The 15077-nt window shown below is 69.5% G+C and carries 13 protein-coding genes and 1 tRNA gene; 8 read left to right on the top strand and 6 right to left on the bottom strand.

Annotation, left to right across the window (positions count from 1 at the left end; all coding sequences use genetic code 11):
* The first annotated feature begins 450 nt into the window (after positions 1 to 450).
* From dnaN to JJV70_RS06550, 8 genes are all read left to right on the top strand, one after another.
* A complete protein-coding gene (gene dnaN, locus JJV70_RS06515) occupies positions 451 to 1581 on the top strand; it encodes a DNA polymerase III subunit beta (protein ID WP_219046768.1) in 1131 nt (376 codons plus the stop codon).
* Between the two features lie 228 nt (positions 1582 to 1809).
* Entirely contained in the window at positions 1810 to 2742 is a 933-nt protein-coding gene (gnd, locus tag JJV70_RS06520) for a phosphogluconate dehydrogenase (NAD(+)-dependent, decarboxylating) (protein ID WP_219046769.1), read from the top strand.
* A 65-nt stretch (positions 2743 to 2807) separates the two neighbouring features.
* Complete coding sequence (gene recF, locus JJV70_RS06525) at positions 2808 to 3923, top strand: DNA replication/repair protein RecF (protein WP_219046770.1); 1116 nt, start codon at positions 2808 to 2810, stop codon at positions 3921 to 3923.
* Positions 3920 to 4441, top strand: a complete 522-nt coding sequence (locus tag JJV70_RS06530) for a DUF721 domain-containing protein (RefSeq protein ID WP_219046771.1) — start codon at positions 3920 to 3922, stop codon at positions 4439 to 4441. Before recF ends, JJV70_RS06530 begins: the two co-directional genes overlap by 4 nt.
* A gap of 355 nt (positions 4442 to 4796) precedes the next feature.
* Positions 4797 to 6947: a DNA topoisomerase (ATP-hydrolyzing) subunit B gene (gene gyrB / locus JJV70_RS06535; protein ID WP_308294704.1), complete on the top strand. Its 2151-nt coding sequence runs from the start codon at positions 4797 to 4799 to the stop codon at positions 6945 to 6947.
* A gap of 43 nt (positions 6948 to 6990) precedes the next feature.
* Positions 6991 to 9657 carry a DNA gyrase subunit A gene (gene gyrA / locus JJV70_RS06540; protein WP_257573499.1) on the top strand — a complete coding sequence of 889 codons (2667 nt, stop codon included), beginning with the start codon at positions 6991 to 6993 and terminating at the stop codon, positions 9655 to 9657.
* Between the two features lie 126 nt (positions 9658 to 9783).
* Positions 9784 to 10332: a DUF3566 domain-containing protein gene (locus tag JJV70_RS06545; RefSeq protein WP_257573524.1), complete on the top strand. Its 549-nt coding sequence runs from the start codon at positions 9784 to 9786 to the stop codon at positions 10330 to 10332.
* Positions 10333 to 10402: 70 nt separating this feature from the next.
* A tRNA-Ile gene (locus JJV70_RS06550) sits at positions 10403 to 10479 on the top strand.
* Between the two features lie 57 nt (positions 10480 to 10536).
* Here JJV70_RS06550 and JJV70_RS06555 read toward each other — a convergent pair.
* The 6 genes from JJV70_RS06555 to JJV70_RS06575 all read right to left on the bottom strand — a co-directional run bounded on the left by JJV70_RS06555 (position 10537) and on the right by JJV70_RS06575 (position 14975).
* Positions 10537 to 11703 carry a tyrosine-type recombinase/integrase gene (locus tag JJV70_RS06555; RefSeq protein ID WP_219046773.1) on the bottom strand — a complete coding sequence of 389 codons (1167 nt, stop codon included), beginning with the start codon at positions 11701 to 11703 and terminating at the stop codon, positions 10537 to 10539.
* Positions 11700 to 11918: a helix-turn-helix domain-containing protein gene (locus tag JJV70_RS06560; RefSeq protein ID WP_308294705.1), complete on the bottom strand. Its 219-nt coding sequence runs from the start codon at positions 11916 to 11918 to the stop codon at positions 11700 to 11702. The genes JJV70_RS06555 and JJV70_RS06560 overlap by 4 nt, the downstream gene beginning before the upstream one ends.
* Before the next feature lie 148 nt (positions 11919 to 12066).
* A complete protein-coding gene (locus JJV70_RS06565; protein ID WP_308294706.1) occupies positions 12067 to 13458 on the bottom strand; it encodes a phage/plasmid primase, P4 family in 1392 nt (463 codons plus the stop codon).
* The gene (locus JJV70_RS22505) at positions 13455 to 13808 is read right to left on the bottom strand and encodes a hypothetical protein (RefSeq protein ID WP_257573500.1); all 354 of its coding nucleotides are present in this window, start codon (positions 13806 to 13808) and stop codon (positions 13455 to 13457) included. Before JJV70_RS22505 ends, JJV70_RS06565 begins: the two co-directional genes overlap by 4 nt.
* Positions 13805 to 14713, bottom strand: coding sequence for a bifunctional DNA primase/polymerase (locus JJV70_RS06570; protein WP_219046775.1), 909 nt, complete (start codon positions 14711 to 14713; stop codon positions 13805 to 13807). Before JJV70_RS06570 ends, JJV70_RS22505 begins: the two co-directional genes overlap by 4 nt.
* A gap of 85 nt (positions 14714 to 14798) precedes the next feature.
* Positions 14799 to 14975, bottom strand: a complete 177-nt coding sequence (locus JJV70_RS06575; RefSeq protein WP_219046776.1) for a hypothetical protein — start codon at positions 14973 to 14975, stop codon at positions 14799 to 14801.
* Positions 14976 to 15077: the final 102 nt, after the last annotated feature.

Here is a 15077-nt window from a genome sequence, read left to right on the forward strand (position 1 = left end):
CACACCCCTGTCCACTGTTCGACAACGCGACGCGCCCCTTCACCGGTCGGAGTGAAAGCGGTCACATGAGTCTGTTGGATTGGGCTGTTGAGAACCCGGGTAAATCTGGGGACGCAGCTGTGCACAAGTGGGCCTCGGCTGTGTACGGGCTGTGCACAGTTCTTCGCTGTCCACAGCGAGCCCCCGTTAGTCCACCGGTGCGCCCACAGGCCCGGTGGAAAAAATCTCGGCTCTGACCTGCGTGGACGCGGTTATCCACGGAATCCACAGCACCTACTACTACGACCACAGAGATAAGCCGGGAAGCTCGCTTCGAAGTCGGTGCTGTGCACAACTCGGCGCACCCGGGCCGCCTGCCGCTCGTCACGACTTGCGCCTGGACGCACCAGCTGTCAGCGGCGTGCGTCAGACTGGTCTCCGGCAACCAGCAACAGCAGGAGGCGGCTGAAGGTGAAGATCCGGGTAGAGCGCGATGTCCTGGCGGAGGCGGTGGCGTGGGCGGCCAAGAGCCTTCCCGCCCGTCCGCCGGTGCCGGTCCTCGCCGGCCTGCTGCTGAAGGCGGAGGAGGGCGCGCTGAGCCTCTCCGGGTTCGACTACGAGGTCTCCGCCCGCGTCTCGGTGGAGGCGGACATCGAGGAGGAGGGCACCGTCCTCGTCTCCGGCAAGCTGCTGGCCGACATCAGCCGCGCCCTCCCCAACCGCCCGGTGGAGATCTCCACAGAGGGTGCACGGGTCACCGTCGTGTGCGGCTCCTCGCGGTTCACCCTCCACACCCTGCCGGTGGAGGAGTACCCGGCCCTGCCGCAGATGCCGTTGGCCACTGGCACCGTGCCCGGTGAGGTGTTCGCGTCGGCGGTGTCCCAGGTGGCCATCGCGGCCGGGCGGGACGACACGCTGCCGGTGCTCACCGGCGTCCGCATCGAGATCGAGGGGGACACGGTCACGCTGGCCTCCACCGACCGCTACCGGTTCGCGGTGCGCGAGTTCCTGTGGAAGCCGGAGACGCCCGACGCGTCCGCCGTGGCCCTGGTGCCCGCCAAGACGCTGCTGGACACGGCCAAGGCGCTGAGCAGCGGCGACCACGTCACGCTGGCGCTGTCCGGCTCCGGCGCGGGCGAGGGCCTGATCGGTTTCGAGGGCGCGGGCCGTCGCACGACGACGCGGCTGCTGGAAGGCGACCTGCCGAAATACCGCACGCTCTTCCCCACCGAGTTCAACTCCGTGGCCACGATCGAGACGGCGCTGCTCGTCGAGGCGGTCAAGCGAGTGGCCCTGGTCGCCGAGCGCAATACCCCGGTGCGGCTGAGCTTCGAACAGGGTGTGCTCACCCTGGAGGCCGGTTCCAGCGACGATGCACAGGCTGTGGAGCGGGTGGACTGCACGCTGGAGGGTGACGACATCTCGATCGCCTTCAATCCCGGCTTCCTGCTGGAGGGCCTGAGCGCGATCGACTCGGCCGTGGCCCAGCTCTCCTTCACCACCTCGACCAAGCCGTCACTGCTGCGCGGCAAGCCCGCGGTGGACGCTGAGGCGAACGACGCCTACAAGTACCTGATCATGCCGGTGCGGCTGAGCGGCTGAGCGACGGCCGTCCGCCCAGGGCCTGCTGACCGCGCCCGTCGCCCCGTCCCTGCCTGGGGGCTGAGGGCATCCGGAAGGCGGCCACCGACCCGGCTCAGCCGAGCGCGTCGGGCCCACCCACCGGCATTGGCGGCCCGGCGTAGGCTCGGGGACGGCCGGGCAGGCGTGTGCCCGGCCGCGTCGCGACGCACAGCACGGCACTGAAGACACGGCAAGGAGAGCCCACTGATGGAGCTCGGTCTCATCGGCCTCGGCAAGATGGGCGGCAATATGCGCGAGCGCATCCGCCGCGCCGGCCACACCGTCATCGGATTCGACCGCAACCCCGACCTCGCCGATGTCCACAGCCTGGGGGAACTGGTGGAGCGGCTGTCCGGGCCGCGCGTGGTGTGGGTGATGGTCCCGGCCGGTGAGCCCACGCAGGCGACGGTCGATGAGCTGGCCACGCTGCTCTCCCCCGGCGACGTCGTGGTGGACGGCGGCAACTCGCGCTGGACGGACGACGAAAAGCACGCGCGCGAGCTGGCTGAACGTGGCATCGGCTTCGTGGACTGCGGCGTCTCCGGCGGGGTGTGGGGACTGGAGAACGGCTACGCGCTGATGTACGGCGGTTCCGTGGAGGACGTCGCCAAGGTGCAGCCGGTCTTCGACGCGCTCAAGCCGGAGGGCGACTTCGGCGCGGTGCACGCCGGGAAGGTCGGGGCGGGCCACTTCGCCAAGATGGTCCACAACGGCATCGAGTACGCCATGATGCAGGCGTTCGCCGAGGGCTGGGAGCTGCTGGAGGCGGTCGACTCGGTGACCGACGTCCGCGAGGTGTTCCGCTCCTGGCGCGAGGGGACCGTCATCCGCTCCTGGCTGCTCGACCTGGCTGTCAACGCGCTCGACGAGGACCAGCACCTGGGCAAGCTGCGCGGTTACGCGCAGGACTCGGGCGAGGGCCGCTGGACGGTCGAGGCGGCGATCGACCACGCGGTGCCGCTCCCGGCGATCACCGCCTCCCTCTTCGCCCGCTTCGCCTCCCGGCAGGACGACTCCCCGCAGATGAAGATGATCGCCGCGCTGCGCAACCAGTTCGGCGGCCACGCGGTCACGGAGAAGAGCGACCACCTCGGCGCCGACGCGCCGGGCGCCGATGTCCCGCCGCCGGTCCAGCACTGACGGAAGGACCGCCCGGAAGCGCTCACGGAACCCTGAGACGGAACGGACGAAGGCTGCCGCTGCCCATGCACGTCGCGCACCTGTCGCTCGCCGACTTCCGCTCCTACCCCCGGGCCGAGGTGTCGCTCGGCCCGGGGGTGACGGCGTTTGTCGGCCCGAACGGCCAGGGCAAGACGAACCTGGTCGAGGCCGTCGGCTATCTGGCCACGCTCGGCAGCCACCGGGTCGCCTCGGACGCGCCGCTGGTGCGGATGGGCGCCGAGCGGGCCGTGGTCCGGGCGGCCGTGGTGCAGGGTGAGCGGCAGCAGCTGATCGAACTGGAGATCAACCCTGGCCGCGCGAATCGCGCCCGGATCAACCGCTCGTCCCAGGTGCGTCCGCGTGATGTGCTCGGCGTCCTGCGCACGGTGTTGTTCGCCCCGGAGGACCTGGCCCTGGTCAAGGGCGACCCGGGCGAACGGCGGCGTTTCCTGGACGAGTTGGTCACCGCGCGCGTCCCGCGGCTGGCCGGTGTGCGGTCGGACTACGAGCGGGTGCTCAAGCAGCGCAACACCCTGCTGAAGACGGCGGCCATGGCCCGGCGGCACGGGGGACGCCAGCTGGACCTGTCCACACTGGACGTATGGGATCAGCATCTGGCCCGTACCGGCGCCGAGTTGCTGGCCCAGCGGTACGCGCTCGTCACCGATCTGGAGCCGATCGCCGACAAGGCGTACGAGCAGTTGGCCCCCGGTGGCGGCCCGTTGGGGCTGGAGTACCGCTGCCCGGTCAGCGGTGACTCGCGGGAGGAGCTGTACGAGCAGCTGCTTGCCGCGCTCGGGGAGGCGCGGCGTCAGGAGATCGAACGCGGCGTCACCTTGGTGGGGCCGCACCGGGACGACCTGCTGCTGAGGCTGGGCCGTATGCCAGCCAAGGGGTACGCGAGCCATGGCGAGTCGTGGTCGTACGCGCTGGCGCTGCGGCTGGCCTCCTACGAGATGCTGCGTGCTGAGGGCAATGAGCCGGTGCTGGTACTGGACGATGTCTTCGCCGAACTGGACGTGCGGCGCCGCGAACGGCTCGCGGAGCTAGTGGCGTCGGCTGAGCAGGTGCTGGTGACGGCGGCGGTGGAGGACGACGTACCGGCCGCCCTCTCCGGCGTGCGGTTCACGGTGGCGGAGGGAGAGGTGACCCCGGCATGACTGACGACGCGAACCCTGCGCACACCGACGGACCGGGCCCGGAGGCCCCCCAGCCCTCGGGAGTGGACCTGGCCCGGGTAGCGCTGCGGGCAGCGAAGGAACAGGCCCGCGCCCGGGGCGAAGCCACCCGGCAACAGCAGCAGGCCCGGCGCGGTGGCCTGCGCTCGGGTGCGCGGCGCGGCGGCCGTGACCCGCTGCCGCTGGGTGCGGCACTGGAGCGGCTGAAGGCGGAACGTGGCTGGGAGATGCCGATGGCGGTCGGCGGTGTGATGGGGCGCTGGGCACACATCGTGGGAGAGAAGAACGCCGAGCACTGCCATCCGGAACGGTACGACGAGGACACGCGGGTGCTGACGGTTCGGTGCGACTCCACGGCCTGGGCGACCGAGCTGCGGCGGCTGGCGCCCCAGCTGGTGCGCCGCCTCAACGACGACGTAGGCCAGGGCGCGGTCGTCCTCATCAAGGTGCTGGGTCCTGGCGGCCCCACCTCCCGCTACGGCCCTCTCCGCGCCCGTTGACCGTTTCACGTGAAACAAGGGCCGTATCAAACGGACCCCCGACCCGGCCGGTCGGCTGGACGACGCCACCCCGCCCGGGTGCCTCGTGTTTCACGTGAAACACGAGGCAAGGAAAGTGACCCCGGTCACGGTGGTGAGGCGTTGACAGGGTGAAGCGCTGAGCGCCCCCGTGAGCCCTCTAAGCCCCCAGGGCGCATATGGGGAGTCGGGAGCGGCTCTCGCAGGGCGGCACATGGGGACTCAGGCGCCAGCAAACCCCCATTCATGTCGGAGCTACCGGTAGACTGGAGTGAGCCGCCGTACCGCGGACCAAGTCGAACGACGCAGTCGCTCCTGCCCGAGCGGGAGACGACTTGTGCTGTGCCAGAAAGGGCGCTTCGTGGCCGATTCCGGCAACCCCAACGAGAATCCCGCCTCCCCCGCCGAGGACCCCGCGGCCGCTTCCGTATCGCCGGGTGAGGCATCCCTGGGCGACAACGCCTCCGCCGGGGGCGCCGTTTCCGGTGCCGTCGAAGCGGTGGCCCCCGCAGCGGGATCGGCGTACGACGCGAGCGCGATCACCGTCCTGGAGGGTCTGGACGCCGTACGCAAACGTCCGGGCATGTACATCGGCTCCACCGGCGAGCGTGGCCTGCACCACCTGGTGCAGGAAGTCGTGGACAACTCCGTGGACGAGGCTCTGGCCGGGTACGCGGACACCGTGGACGTCACGCTGCTCGCCGACGGCGGTGTGCGGGTGGTGGACAACGGTCGCGGTATCCCGGTGGACATCGTTCCCTCGGAGAACAAGCCGGCCGTCGAGGTCGTGCTGACGGTGCTGCACGCCGGCGGCAAGTTCGGCGGTGGCGGCTACGCCGTCTCCGGTGGTCTGCACGGTGTCGGTGTCTCCGTCGTCAACGCGCTGTCGCAGCGGGTGTCCGTCGAGGTGAAGCGCGACGGCTACCGCTGGACCCAGGACTACAAGCTCGGCGTTCCCACGGCCCCCCTCCAGCGGCAGGAGACGACCGAGGAGACGGGCACCACCGTCACCTTCTGGGCGGACGGCGACATCTTCGAGACGACCGATTACTCCTTCGAAACGCTGTCCCGGCGTTTCCAGGAGATGGCCTTCCTGAACCGTGGCCTGACGATCTCGCTGACGGATGAGCGGGAGGCGGCGAAGCAGACGGCGGGCGCCGACACCGCCGACTCCGCCGACGAGGACCAGGCCCGCTCGGTCCGGTACCACTACGAAGGCGGTATCTCCGACTTCGTCCGGCACCTGAACTCCCGCAAGGGCGAGCCGGTCCACCCGACGGTCCTGTACTTCGACGCGGAGGACAAGGAGCGCAACCTGTCGGCGGAGATCGCCATGCAGTGGAACACCCAGTACACCGAGGGTGTCTACAGCTTCGCCAACATCATCCACACCCACGAGGGCGGCACCCACGAAGAGGGGTTCCGGGCCGCGCTCACCGGCCTGGTCAACCGGTACGCGCGTGAGCGCAAGCTGCTGCGCGAGAAGGACGACAACCTCACCGGTGAGGACATCCGCGAGGGCCTGACGGCGATCATCTCGATCAAGCTGGGGGAGCCCCAGTTCGAGGGGCAGACGAAGACGAAGCTGGGCAACACCGAGGCGAAGACGTTCGTCCAGAAGATCGTGCACGAGCACGTCACCGACTGGTTCGACCGCAACCCGAACGAAGCGGCGGACATCATCCGCAAGAGCATCCAGGCCGCCACCGCCCGGGTCGCCGCCCGCAAGGCGCGCGACCTCACCCGCCGCAAGGGCCTGCTGGAGACGGCCTCGCTGCCGGGCAAGCTGTCGGACTGCCAGTCCAACGACGCCAGCCGGTGCGAGATCTTCATCGTGGAGGGCGACTCCGCCGGCGGCTCGGCCAAGTCCGGCCGGGACCCGCAGTGGCAGGCGATCCTGCCCATCCGCGGCAAGATCCTCAACGTGGAGAAGGCGCGCATCGACAAGGTGCTGCAAAACGCCGAGGTGCAGGCGCTGATCTCCGCCTTCGGCACCGGCATCCACGAGGACTTCGACATCGACAAGCTCCGCTACCACAAGATCATCTTGATGGCGGACGCCGACGTTGACGGTCAGCACATCAACACGCTGCTTCTGACGCTGCTGTTCCGCTTCATGCGGCCGCTGGTCGAGGCCGGGCACGTGTACCTGTCCCAGCCGCCGCTGTACAAGATCAAGTGGGGCCGTGACGACCACCAGTACGCCTACTCCGACCGGGAACGCGATCAGCTGATCACGCTCGGCCGCGAGCAGGGCAAGCGGATCAGGGACGACTCGGTGCAGCGCTTCAAGGGTCTGGGCGAGATGAACGCCGAGGAGCTGCGGGTGACCACCATGGACCAGGACTCCCGCGTGCTGCGCCAGGTCACCATCGACGACGCCGCCGCCGCCGACGACCTGTTCTCGATCCTCATGGGCGAGGACGTGGAGTCGCGCCGCAACTTCATCCAGCGCAACGCCAAGGACGTGCGTTTCCTCGACATCTGAGTCGGCCCCGATCGCCGCCGTCAGAAAGGGATTGTGAACAGCAATGGCCGACGACATCACCCCGGACACCCCGGGAACCCCCAAGGACCCGGGCCCGGACGCACCCGGCTCCCCCGTAGCCGAAGCGGAGGCGGGTGCCCTGCGGATCGAGCCGGTGACGCTCGAAACCGAGATGCAGCGCTCGTACCTCGACTACGCGATGAGCGTGATCGTCTCGCGCGCGCTGCCCGACGTCCGGGATGGGCTCAAGCCGGTGCACCGGCGGGTGCTGTACGCCATGTACGACGGCGGGTACCGCCCCGAGCGGGGCTTCTACAAGTGCGCCCGCGTCGTCGGCGACGTCATGGGCACCTACCACCCGCACGGTGACTCCTCGATTTACGACGCCCTGGTACGCCTGGCGCAGACGTGGTCGATGCGCATGCCGCTGGTGGACTCCAACGGCAACTTCGGCTCGCCCGGCAACGACCCGGCCGCGGCCATGCGCTACACCGAGTGCAAGATGGCGCCGCTGGCCATGGAAATGCTCCGGGACATCGACGAGGAGACCGTCGACTTCCAGGACAACTACGACGGCCGCAACCAGGAGCCGACGGTCCTGCCGTCCCGCTTCCCGAACCTGCTGGTCAACGGCTCGGCGGGCATCGCCGTGGGCATGGCCACCAACATCCCGCCGCACAACCTGCGCGAGGTGGCGGCCGGCGCCCAGTGGTACCTGGACCACCCGGATGCCTCCAGCGAGGAGTTGCTGCAAGCCCTGCTGGAGCGCATCAAGGGCCCCGACTTCCCCACCGGCGCGCTCGTCGTGGGCCGCCGCGGGATCGAGGACGCCTACCGCACCGGCCGCGGCTCGATCACCATGCGGGCCGTCGTCGAGGTCGAGGAGATCCAGGGCCGCCAGTGCCTGGTCGTCACCGAGCTGCCCTACCAGGTGAACCCGGACAACCTGGCGCTGAAGATCGCTGACCTGGTCAAGGACGGCCGCATCGGCGGCATCGCCGACGTCCGCGACGAGACCAGCTCGCGCACCGGCCAGCGTCTGGTCGTCGTCCTCAAGCGGGACGCGGTCGCCAAGGTGGTGCTGAACAACCTCTACAAGCACACCGACCTGCAGACCAACTTCGGCGCCAACATGCTCGCGCTGGTGGACGGGGTGCCGCGCACGCTGTCGCTGGACGCGTTCATCCGCAACTGGGTCGCGCACCAGATTGACGTCATCGTCCGCCGCACCCGTTTCCGGCTGCGCAAGGCCGAGGAGCGCGCCCACATCCTGCGCGGCCTGCTGAAGGCTCTGGACGCGATCGACGAGGTCATCGCGCTGATCCGGCGCAGCGAGACCGTGGACGTGGCCCGTACCGGCCTGATGGGTCTGCTGGAGATCGACGAGATCCAGGCCAACGCCATCCTGGAGATGCAGCTGCGGCGGCTGGCCGCGCTGGAGCGGCAGAAGATCACGGCGGAGCACGACGACCTGCAGGCGAAGATCGAGGAGTACCACCAGATCCTCGCCTCCCCGGTGCGCCAGCGCGGCATCATCAGCGAGGAACTGACCGCGCTGGTGGAGAAGTTCGGTGACGAGCGGCGCTCCCAGCTGGTGCCCTTCGAGGGCGACATGTCCATCGAGGACCTGATCGCGGAGGAGGACATCGTCGTCACCATCACCCGTGGCGGCTACGTCAAGCGCACCCGCACCCACGACTACCGGGCGCAGAAGCGCGGCGGCAAGGGCGTGCGTGGCACCAAGCTGCGCGAGGACGACATCGTCGACCACTTCTTCGTCTCCACCACGCACCACTGGCTGCTGTTCTTCACCAACAAGGGTCGCGTCTACCGGGCCAAGGCGTACGAGCTGCCCGACGCCAGCCGGGAGTCGCGCGGCCAGCACGTGGCGAACCTGCTGGCCTTCCAGCCGGACGAGCAGATCGCCGAAATTCTCGCCATCCGCGACTACGAGGCCGTGCCCTACCTGGTGCTGGCCACCAAGTCCGGCCTGGTGAAGAAGACGCCGCTGAAGGACTACGACTCGCCCCGCTCCGGCGGCCTCATCGCGATCAACCTCCGGCAGATGGAGGACGGCCGCGATGACGAACTGATCGGCGCCGAGCCGGTTTCCGCTGAGGATGACCTGCTGCTGATCAGCAAGAAGGCGCAGTCCATCCGGTTCACCGCGAGCGACGAGGCGCTGCGGCCCATGGGCCGGGCCACCTCCGGCGTGAAGGGCATGAGCTTCCGCGAGGGCGACGAACTCCTGTCGATGAACGTCGTCCGGGCGGGTACCTTCGTGTTCACCGCCACCGACGGCGGTTACGCCAAGCGCACCAGCGTCGACGACTACCGCGTCCAGGGCCGCGGCGGCCTCGGCATCAAGGCCGCCCGGATCGTGGAGGACCGTGGCGAACTGGTCGGCGCGCTGGTCGTGGAGGACACGGACGAGATCCTGGCCATCACGCTGGGCGGTGGAGTGATCCGCACGCGGGTCAGCGAGGTGCGGGAAACCGGCCGTGACACGATGGGCGTCCAACTGATCAACCTGGGCAAGCGGGACGCCGTCGTCGGCATCGCGCGCAACGCCGAGGCGGGGCGCGAGGCGGAAGAGGTCGAGGCGGTCGTGGCCGAAGCGACCGGCGAGGTGCCCGGGGCGCCCTCCACCCCGGCAGCGGCGGCCGACGGGGCCGACGCCGCCGACGCGGGCACGGACAGCGAGGAGTAAGGCGTGAGCGGGACCTCGGGCGGTGCGGGCGGAGCAGGCCGCACGGAGCAGGGCTCGGTGCCCGGCGACAGCCCTTCCGCGGGACGGCCCGGACACCAGGGCCAGCCGGGCAGCGGCGGTACGACGATGACGTCGTCCGCGCAGCCGGTGGAGCAGCCACACCATCCGCCGCAGGCGTACCCGGCACCGGGCGCCTCCGGCGGCCACGGCCCCGGCGCCCAGCGCTCCGGGCACGAGCCGGAGCCGGGCGCGGACGCCGAAAGCGCCACGCGCATGCCCCGCACTGGCGCGCGCACCGTGCCGCGCACCCGCAAGGCACGGCTGCGCGTCGCCAAGGCCGACCCGTGGTCGGTGATGAAGGTCAGCTTCCTGCTGTCCATCGCCCTGGGCATCTGCACGATCGTGGCGGTGGCCGTGCTGTGGATGGTGATGGACGCCATGGGCGTGTTCAGCACCATCGGCGACACCATCTCCGATGCGACGGCCTCCCCCGACGGCGGCGGCTTCGACCTGGAGTCGGTGCTCTCGCTGCCCCGCGTGCTGCTGTTCACCTCGGTCATCGCCGCGATCGACGTCGTCCTGGCCACCGCGCTCGCCACCCTGGGAGCGTTCATCTACAACCTCTCCGCCGGTTTCGTCGGCGGCGTCGAGCTGACCCTGGCGGAGGACGAGTAACCCCTGGCCGGGGCGGTAAGGAACCGATTTTGGGCCTGCGCCGAAGTGCGCTAATCTTTCGGTGCAGCGCGGGGCTATAGCTCAGACGGTTAGAGCGCTTCCCTGATAAGGAAGAGGCCACAGGTTCAAGTCCTGTTAGCCCCACCAGCACAAACGCCCCAGACCGATCAAGGTCTGGGGCGTTCTGCGTGTCTATCTGCGTGACTACCGATCGGGATCGGATCGGAAGATCGCGTCCATCGCCGTGGCACCGGTCTGGATCACCGGCCGGATTTGCTTTCGGTAGACCAGCTCCGTGACTGCCGTACCGGAGTGTCCGACCAGCCGGGAAATCTCTTCCAGCGGCACCCCGCTGTCAGAGAGAAGTGACACGAAGCTGTGTCGGAGCTCCCTCGGTGTCCACTCCGCTGCGGTCACCCCCGGGGCCGCCTTGATAGCGCGGCGGAAGTCCCGCCGGACATGTGAGGGATCGAGGGGGGTGCCCACGCTGGACGAGAAGACCAGGCCGTGTTCCTTCCAGCCCTTACCGGCCGCGCGCCTGTCTGCGTCTTGCTGGGTGTGCTGAGCGCGAAGCGCGTCGATGCACCGTCCAGGGAGCGCGAGCGTCCGGCGGGACTTCCGCGTCTTGGTGTCGCCACCGCTTCGGACCGAGCGCCACACGGCGATGTGTGATGGCACGGCTGGTGAGGCGTCGGGCTTTCCCGTCAGGTCCACGTGATCCCAGGTGAGCGCCCGCAGCTCCTCGGTACGTGCCCCGGTGAGCAGCGAGACCACGATGTATGCGCCCATCCGCGACTCTTCGGCGGTCGCCAGCACAGATTCGGCTTGCACGAGCGTCAGGGACTTGGACGGTCGGCCCGGAAGGCCATTCGGGACCGAGCACAGTTCCACGACGTTCCGCTTCACCTTGTCCCGTGCCATTGCCCGTCGCACCGAGCGGTTCAGGATGGAATGCAGCTTCAGCAGGGTGCTGCGAGCCAGCGCCTTGCCCTTCGCCGCGAGCCACCGGTCAACGTGCTCGGCGCTCAGGTCCCGCAGCTTCCTGCCGCCCAGCGGCGGAATCACGTGCACCCGGCTCAGGATGGTGCAGTTCTTCACGGTTTCCTCGTCCCGACCGGCGAGACCATGCGCCAACCAGTCCTCCACCGCTTCCTTCACGGTGTAGTCGGATGGGGCGATGGCAAGGCCGTCGTCGTAGTCACGCAGCACTTCCTTGAGCTTGGCCTTCGCCTCGGTCTTGGTCTTGCCGCTGCCCCGCTTGGTGATCCGCTTGCCGTTGCCGTCGTAGCCCAGACTCGCCGTGGCGATCCAGCGTTGACGGGGTTCGTTCCAGTGGAGTCCGCCGTCTCCCCTGCTGCGTCGCTTGGTCACTCGGTCTCTCCTGCCTCGCGCTCCAGAAGCGTGATGTAGTCGTTGATGGCGGTGGCGGGGATGCGTCGGGCGGCTCCCTGCTTGACGGTGCGCAGGCGCCGGGTGCGAATCTGTTCGTAGATGACGCTGCGGCTGAGCCTGAGCAGCACGGCGGCCTCCGTGATGCGGTAGAGCACGGGGGCGGTGAGGTCTGGTTCGGGAACGAGGATGCTCACGTGGTCTCCCAGTGACAGGCATGCGTGGCGTGGCGGCGGTCTCGCGCGCGAGCCATGCGAGGCTGAGGTGACATTGCTGTGAGTCGTGACTCATCGCGACTCACGGCGGCGTGGCGGGGTGTTGAGTCGCGATGAGTCACGACTCAGGTCACTGTGGTTCAGGCCCGTTGAGGGTGATGCCGTTGTAGGTGGCGACTTGTCGGCCGTAGGCATCGCGGGGTCGGGTGCGGTGGAGCTGGGGGACGACGGAGAGCAGGTTGCGGCCGAACATCTGCTTGGTGCCGACGGCGCGGACGCCGTTGTCCTCGGCCCATTCGCGCCAGACGGCCCACAGGGTGTCTACCGGGATGCTGCATGTGGGGCCGGTGGTGCAGCGTTCACGGACGAACGCGGAGGTGGGTGAGGCGGTGTCCTGCATGGTGATCACGGCTTCACGGCTGGAGGCGGGTTCGGTGATGCGGCCTGCGGTTTCCAGCCGGGCGAGTCCGTCCAGTGCCCAGTTGAGGATGCCGGGCATCTCGGCTGCCAGCTTCTCTGTCAGGGAGGTGTCTTCCTTGCCGAGCCAGCTCACGGTCATGTTGAGCACGACGAACCGGCGCGCGATCACTCCTGAGGAGTCCCCGAAGTGGGGCAGCTCGTTGGTGAGGATCATCAACCGCGTGGGCAGCCGTCCGGTCCACGGATCGAGGTACTTGCGGTCGATGTCGATGGTGTCTTCGCCGGAGATCGTCAGCAGACGTTCTACGACCTGTCCGCCGTCTTTGCCCGACAGGCGGGCGTCGGAGATCACCGCGAGGGGCTTGCCCACCAGGGTGGACAGTCCGAAGTTGGTGCCGAGCCCGGCCAGGGTAGGTCCGGCGAGGTTCTCCTTGCCCACCAGCTCTTTCAGGACGCGGGCGATGGTGCCCTTGCCCGAGCGGGACGGCCCCTTGATCAGCAGAATCTTCTGCTGATCGGTGCGGCCGGACAGGACGTAGCCGAACCATTCCTGCAACGCGGCGATGGCTTCCTCATCCTGGGGCCAAAGCTGGCGCAGAAACCCCTCCCACGCGGGGGCGGTGGCCGCCGGGTCGTAGTCGAACGGCACGGAGACCAGGTTGAAGAACCCCGGGGTGTGGGAGATCAGTTGCCGGTCCCGGATGCGTAGCAGGCCGTTGCGGCAGGCCACGATCGGCCCGGCGTCCGGCTTCGCCTTGTCGCCGTCGATCCAGGCGGGGGCGTCGGTGTCGGTCGGCAGCAAGGTGATCGCGGCCAGGGCGTCAAGCAGGTTGCTGAGCTTGGTCTTGGTCGGTGCCCACGGCCGGGCCTCGGGCTCGCCCTTGTTGTTGACTCCGTAGTACACGGCGTGTTCCAGGCGGCGGTACAGGCCAGCGCGGACCTGCTGTTCGTCCAGCTCGCGCCAGTGGGAGCGGTGCCAGCGCATCCATGATGAGCGCCAGCGGCGGAAGACGAGCCGTCCGTCATCCTCGTGCCAGTCCGGCAGCAGACATCGGGCCACGGCCAGCGGGTTGGACGGCGGGGGCAGTTCCTCACCCGTCACGCGGCGGCCCCCCTTGCGGGTGCTGCCCGCAGTGGGCACACCTCCCGGTGGGCGGCGTGGTCTGCGGCCAGTGCGAGGACGCGGGCGCGTCCGGCGGCGTGTTCCTGCCGCCCGCACCGGCACCATGAGACGGCCGTGGGTGTGGCGTCGCGTCCGGGCGCGGTGATCCGCAGCCAGGCGACCGGGTAGCGGCCGTCGCCGGGGTGCGGGTCAGGGCGAAGAGCTGAGGGGACGGCCTTGCGGCCGACGGTCTTTCGGGCGCCTACGGCTGGTGCGGGCTCGGCCGCTTGGGCGGTGTGCGGCTGGTTGGGGGTGGTGGTGTGGCTCTTAGTGGGGGCGGGAGGGGTCATGCTGCCCTCCCGTGCGGGTTGTGGGTGATGGACCAGTTCAGGGCGCGGGTGATCACATCGGCGTAGTAGCGGGGGGATTCTTCGCCCACGGCCACCGCCGCCCCACTAAGAGCGTTCTCCACCTCGGTGCGGGTGAGGTCGCCGGACGCGACTAGCCGGCCGAGTGCGCGGGCGGCTCGCAGAAGTCGCGCGTTGCGGGTGCCTTCCGGGGCGGTGGCCACGTTGTGGGTTTCGTTGCGCAGTGCGGCGGCGGCGTAGGCGGGCATGTTGTCCCGCACGGCCGGTGTGCCCACGACGGTGCGCGGCGGGGGCGGCGGGGTGAGGGCATCCAGCAGCCACCGGGGCAGGGGCGCGGGCGGGGCGTGGTCGGTGACCTCGTAGGTGCCGTGTGGGGTGGTGCTGCCGGGGGCGACGACGTAGCCGCCCCAGGCGCGGGTGTCGATCAGGGGCGCGAGTTTGCCTGCGGTGTTGCCCAGCCGGACCCCGGCCGGGGCGGTGAAGTACAGGTGTGTTCCGCCGCTGGCGGTCCGGATACGGCGGGTTTGGGGGGTGGGCTGTCCGGCGCGCTCGCAGAGTGCCGTAAAGGCCGTCACGCCGCACGGCGTGTCCGTTGAGTCTGTGGGCTTGGGCTTGTCGAGGTCGATGACGACCAAGCGGGCGGGGCCGGTGGCAAGGCCGATGTTGAACGGGCGCAGTGTCCAGGCGGTGTGGATGCGGTGGGGGTCGGTGCTGGCGCGCTGTTCCCACTTGGCGTGGCCGTGGGCGCATTCGCCGGTGCCCGGGCAGGCGTGCTCGGCGTGCAGGACCGGGCGCTTACTGCCCGGCCACAGCGGGAAGACGGGCCAGCCACGTTCGGCGGCGTCCAGTGCGGCGCGCAGCAGCGCGGGGCGGGGGTCATGGGGCATGCTGGGGTTCTCCTGTCCTGGTTGAGGGATAGGTGTGGTGGGGCGGCCCGGGGCTTTGGCGAGACGCGGGCCGCCCCGTGCTGTGTCAGGCGGGGTAGTCGCCGCAGTCGCAGTCCTCGGGGGGCTGGTAGCACCAGGGGCAGCGGGGGCAGCCGCAGCCGCAGGGGTGCCAGAGGCCGACGCAGTAGCAGATGCAGTGGCCCTCACCGCAGGCCATGTCGTCCTCGTGGTGGGGTTTGACGGTGTAGCGGCGTTTGCTCATGCCGGGCTCCTGTCACTGAGGGTGAAGGGAGGGAGGTAGGGGTCATCTGCGGCACCCGGGTTTCCGGGGGTCCGCAGGGGGTGGTGTGGGCGCCTCCCTGCC

This window comes from Streptomyces sp. JJ66 (assembly GCF_019303495.1).
Lineage (GTDB): Bacteria > Actinomycetota > Actinomycetes > Streptomycetales > Streptomycetaceae > Streptomyces.

Coding starts and splice junctions, on each gene's coding strand:
- gnd (WP_219046769.1), top strand. CDS start 1,810: ATGGAGCTCGGTCTCATCGGCCTCGGCAAGATGGGCGGCAATATGCGC.
- recF (WP_219046770.1), top strand. CDS start 2,808: ATGCACGTCGCGCACCTGTCGCTCGCCGACTTCCGCTCCTACCCCCGG.
- JJV70_RS06530 (WP_219046771.1), top strand. CDS start 3,920: ATGACTGACGACGCGAACCCTGCGCACACCGACGGACCGGGCCCGGAG.
- gyrA (WP_257573499.1), top strand. CDS start 6,991: ATGGCCGACGACATCACCCCGGACACCCCGGGAACCCCCAAGGACCCG.
- JJV70_RS06545 (WP_257573524.1), top strand. CDS start 9,784: ATGACGTCGTCCGCGCAGCCGGTGGAGCAGCCACACCATCCGCCGCAG.
- JJV70_RS22505 (WP_257573500.1), bottom strand. CDS start 13,808: ATGACCCCTCCCGCCCCCACTAAGAGCCACACCACCACCCCCAACCAG.
- JJV70_RS06570 (WP_219046775.1), bottom strand. CDS start 14,713: ATGCCCCATGACCCCCGCCCCGCGCTGCTGCGCGCCGCACTGGACGCC.
- JJV70_RS06575 (WP_219046776.1), bottom strand. CDS start 14,975: ATGAGCAAACGCCGCTACACCGTCAAACCCCACCACGAGGACGACATG.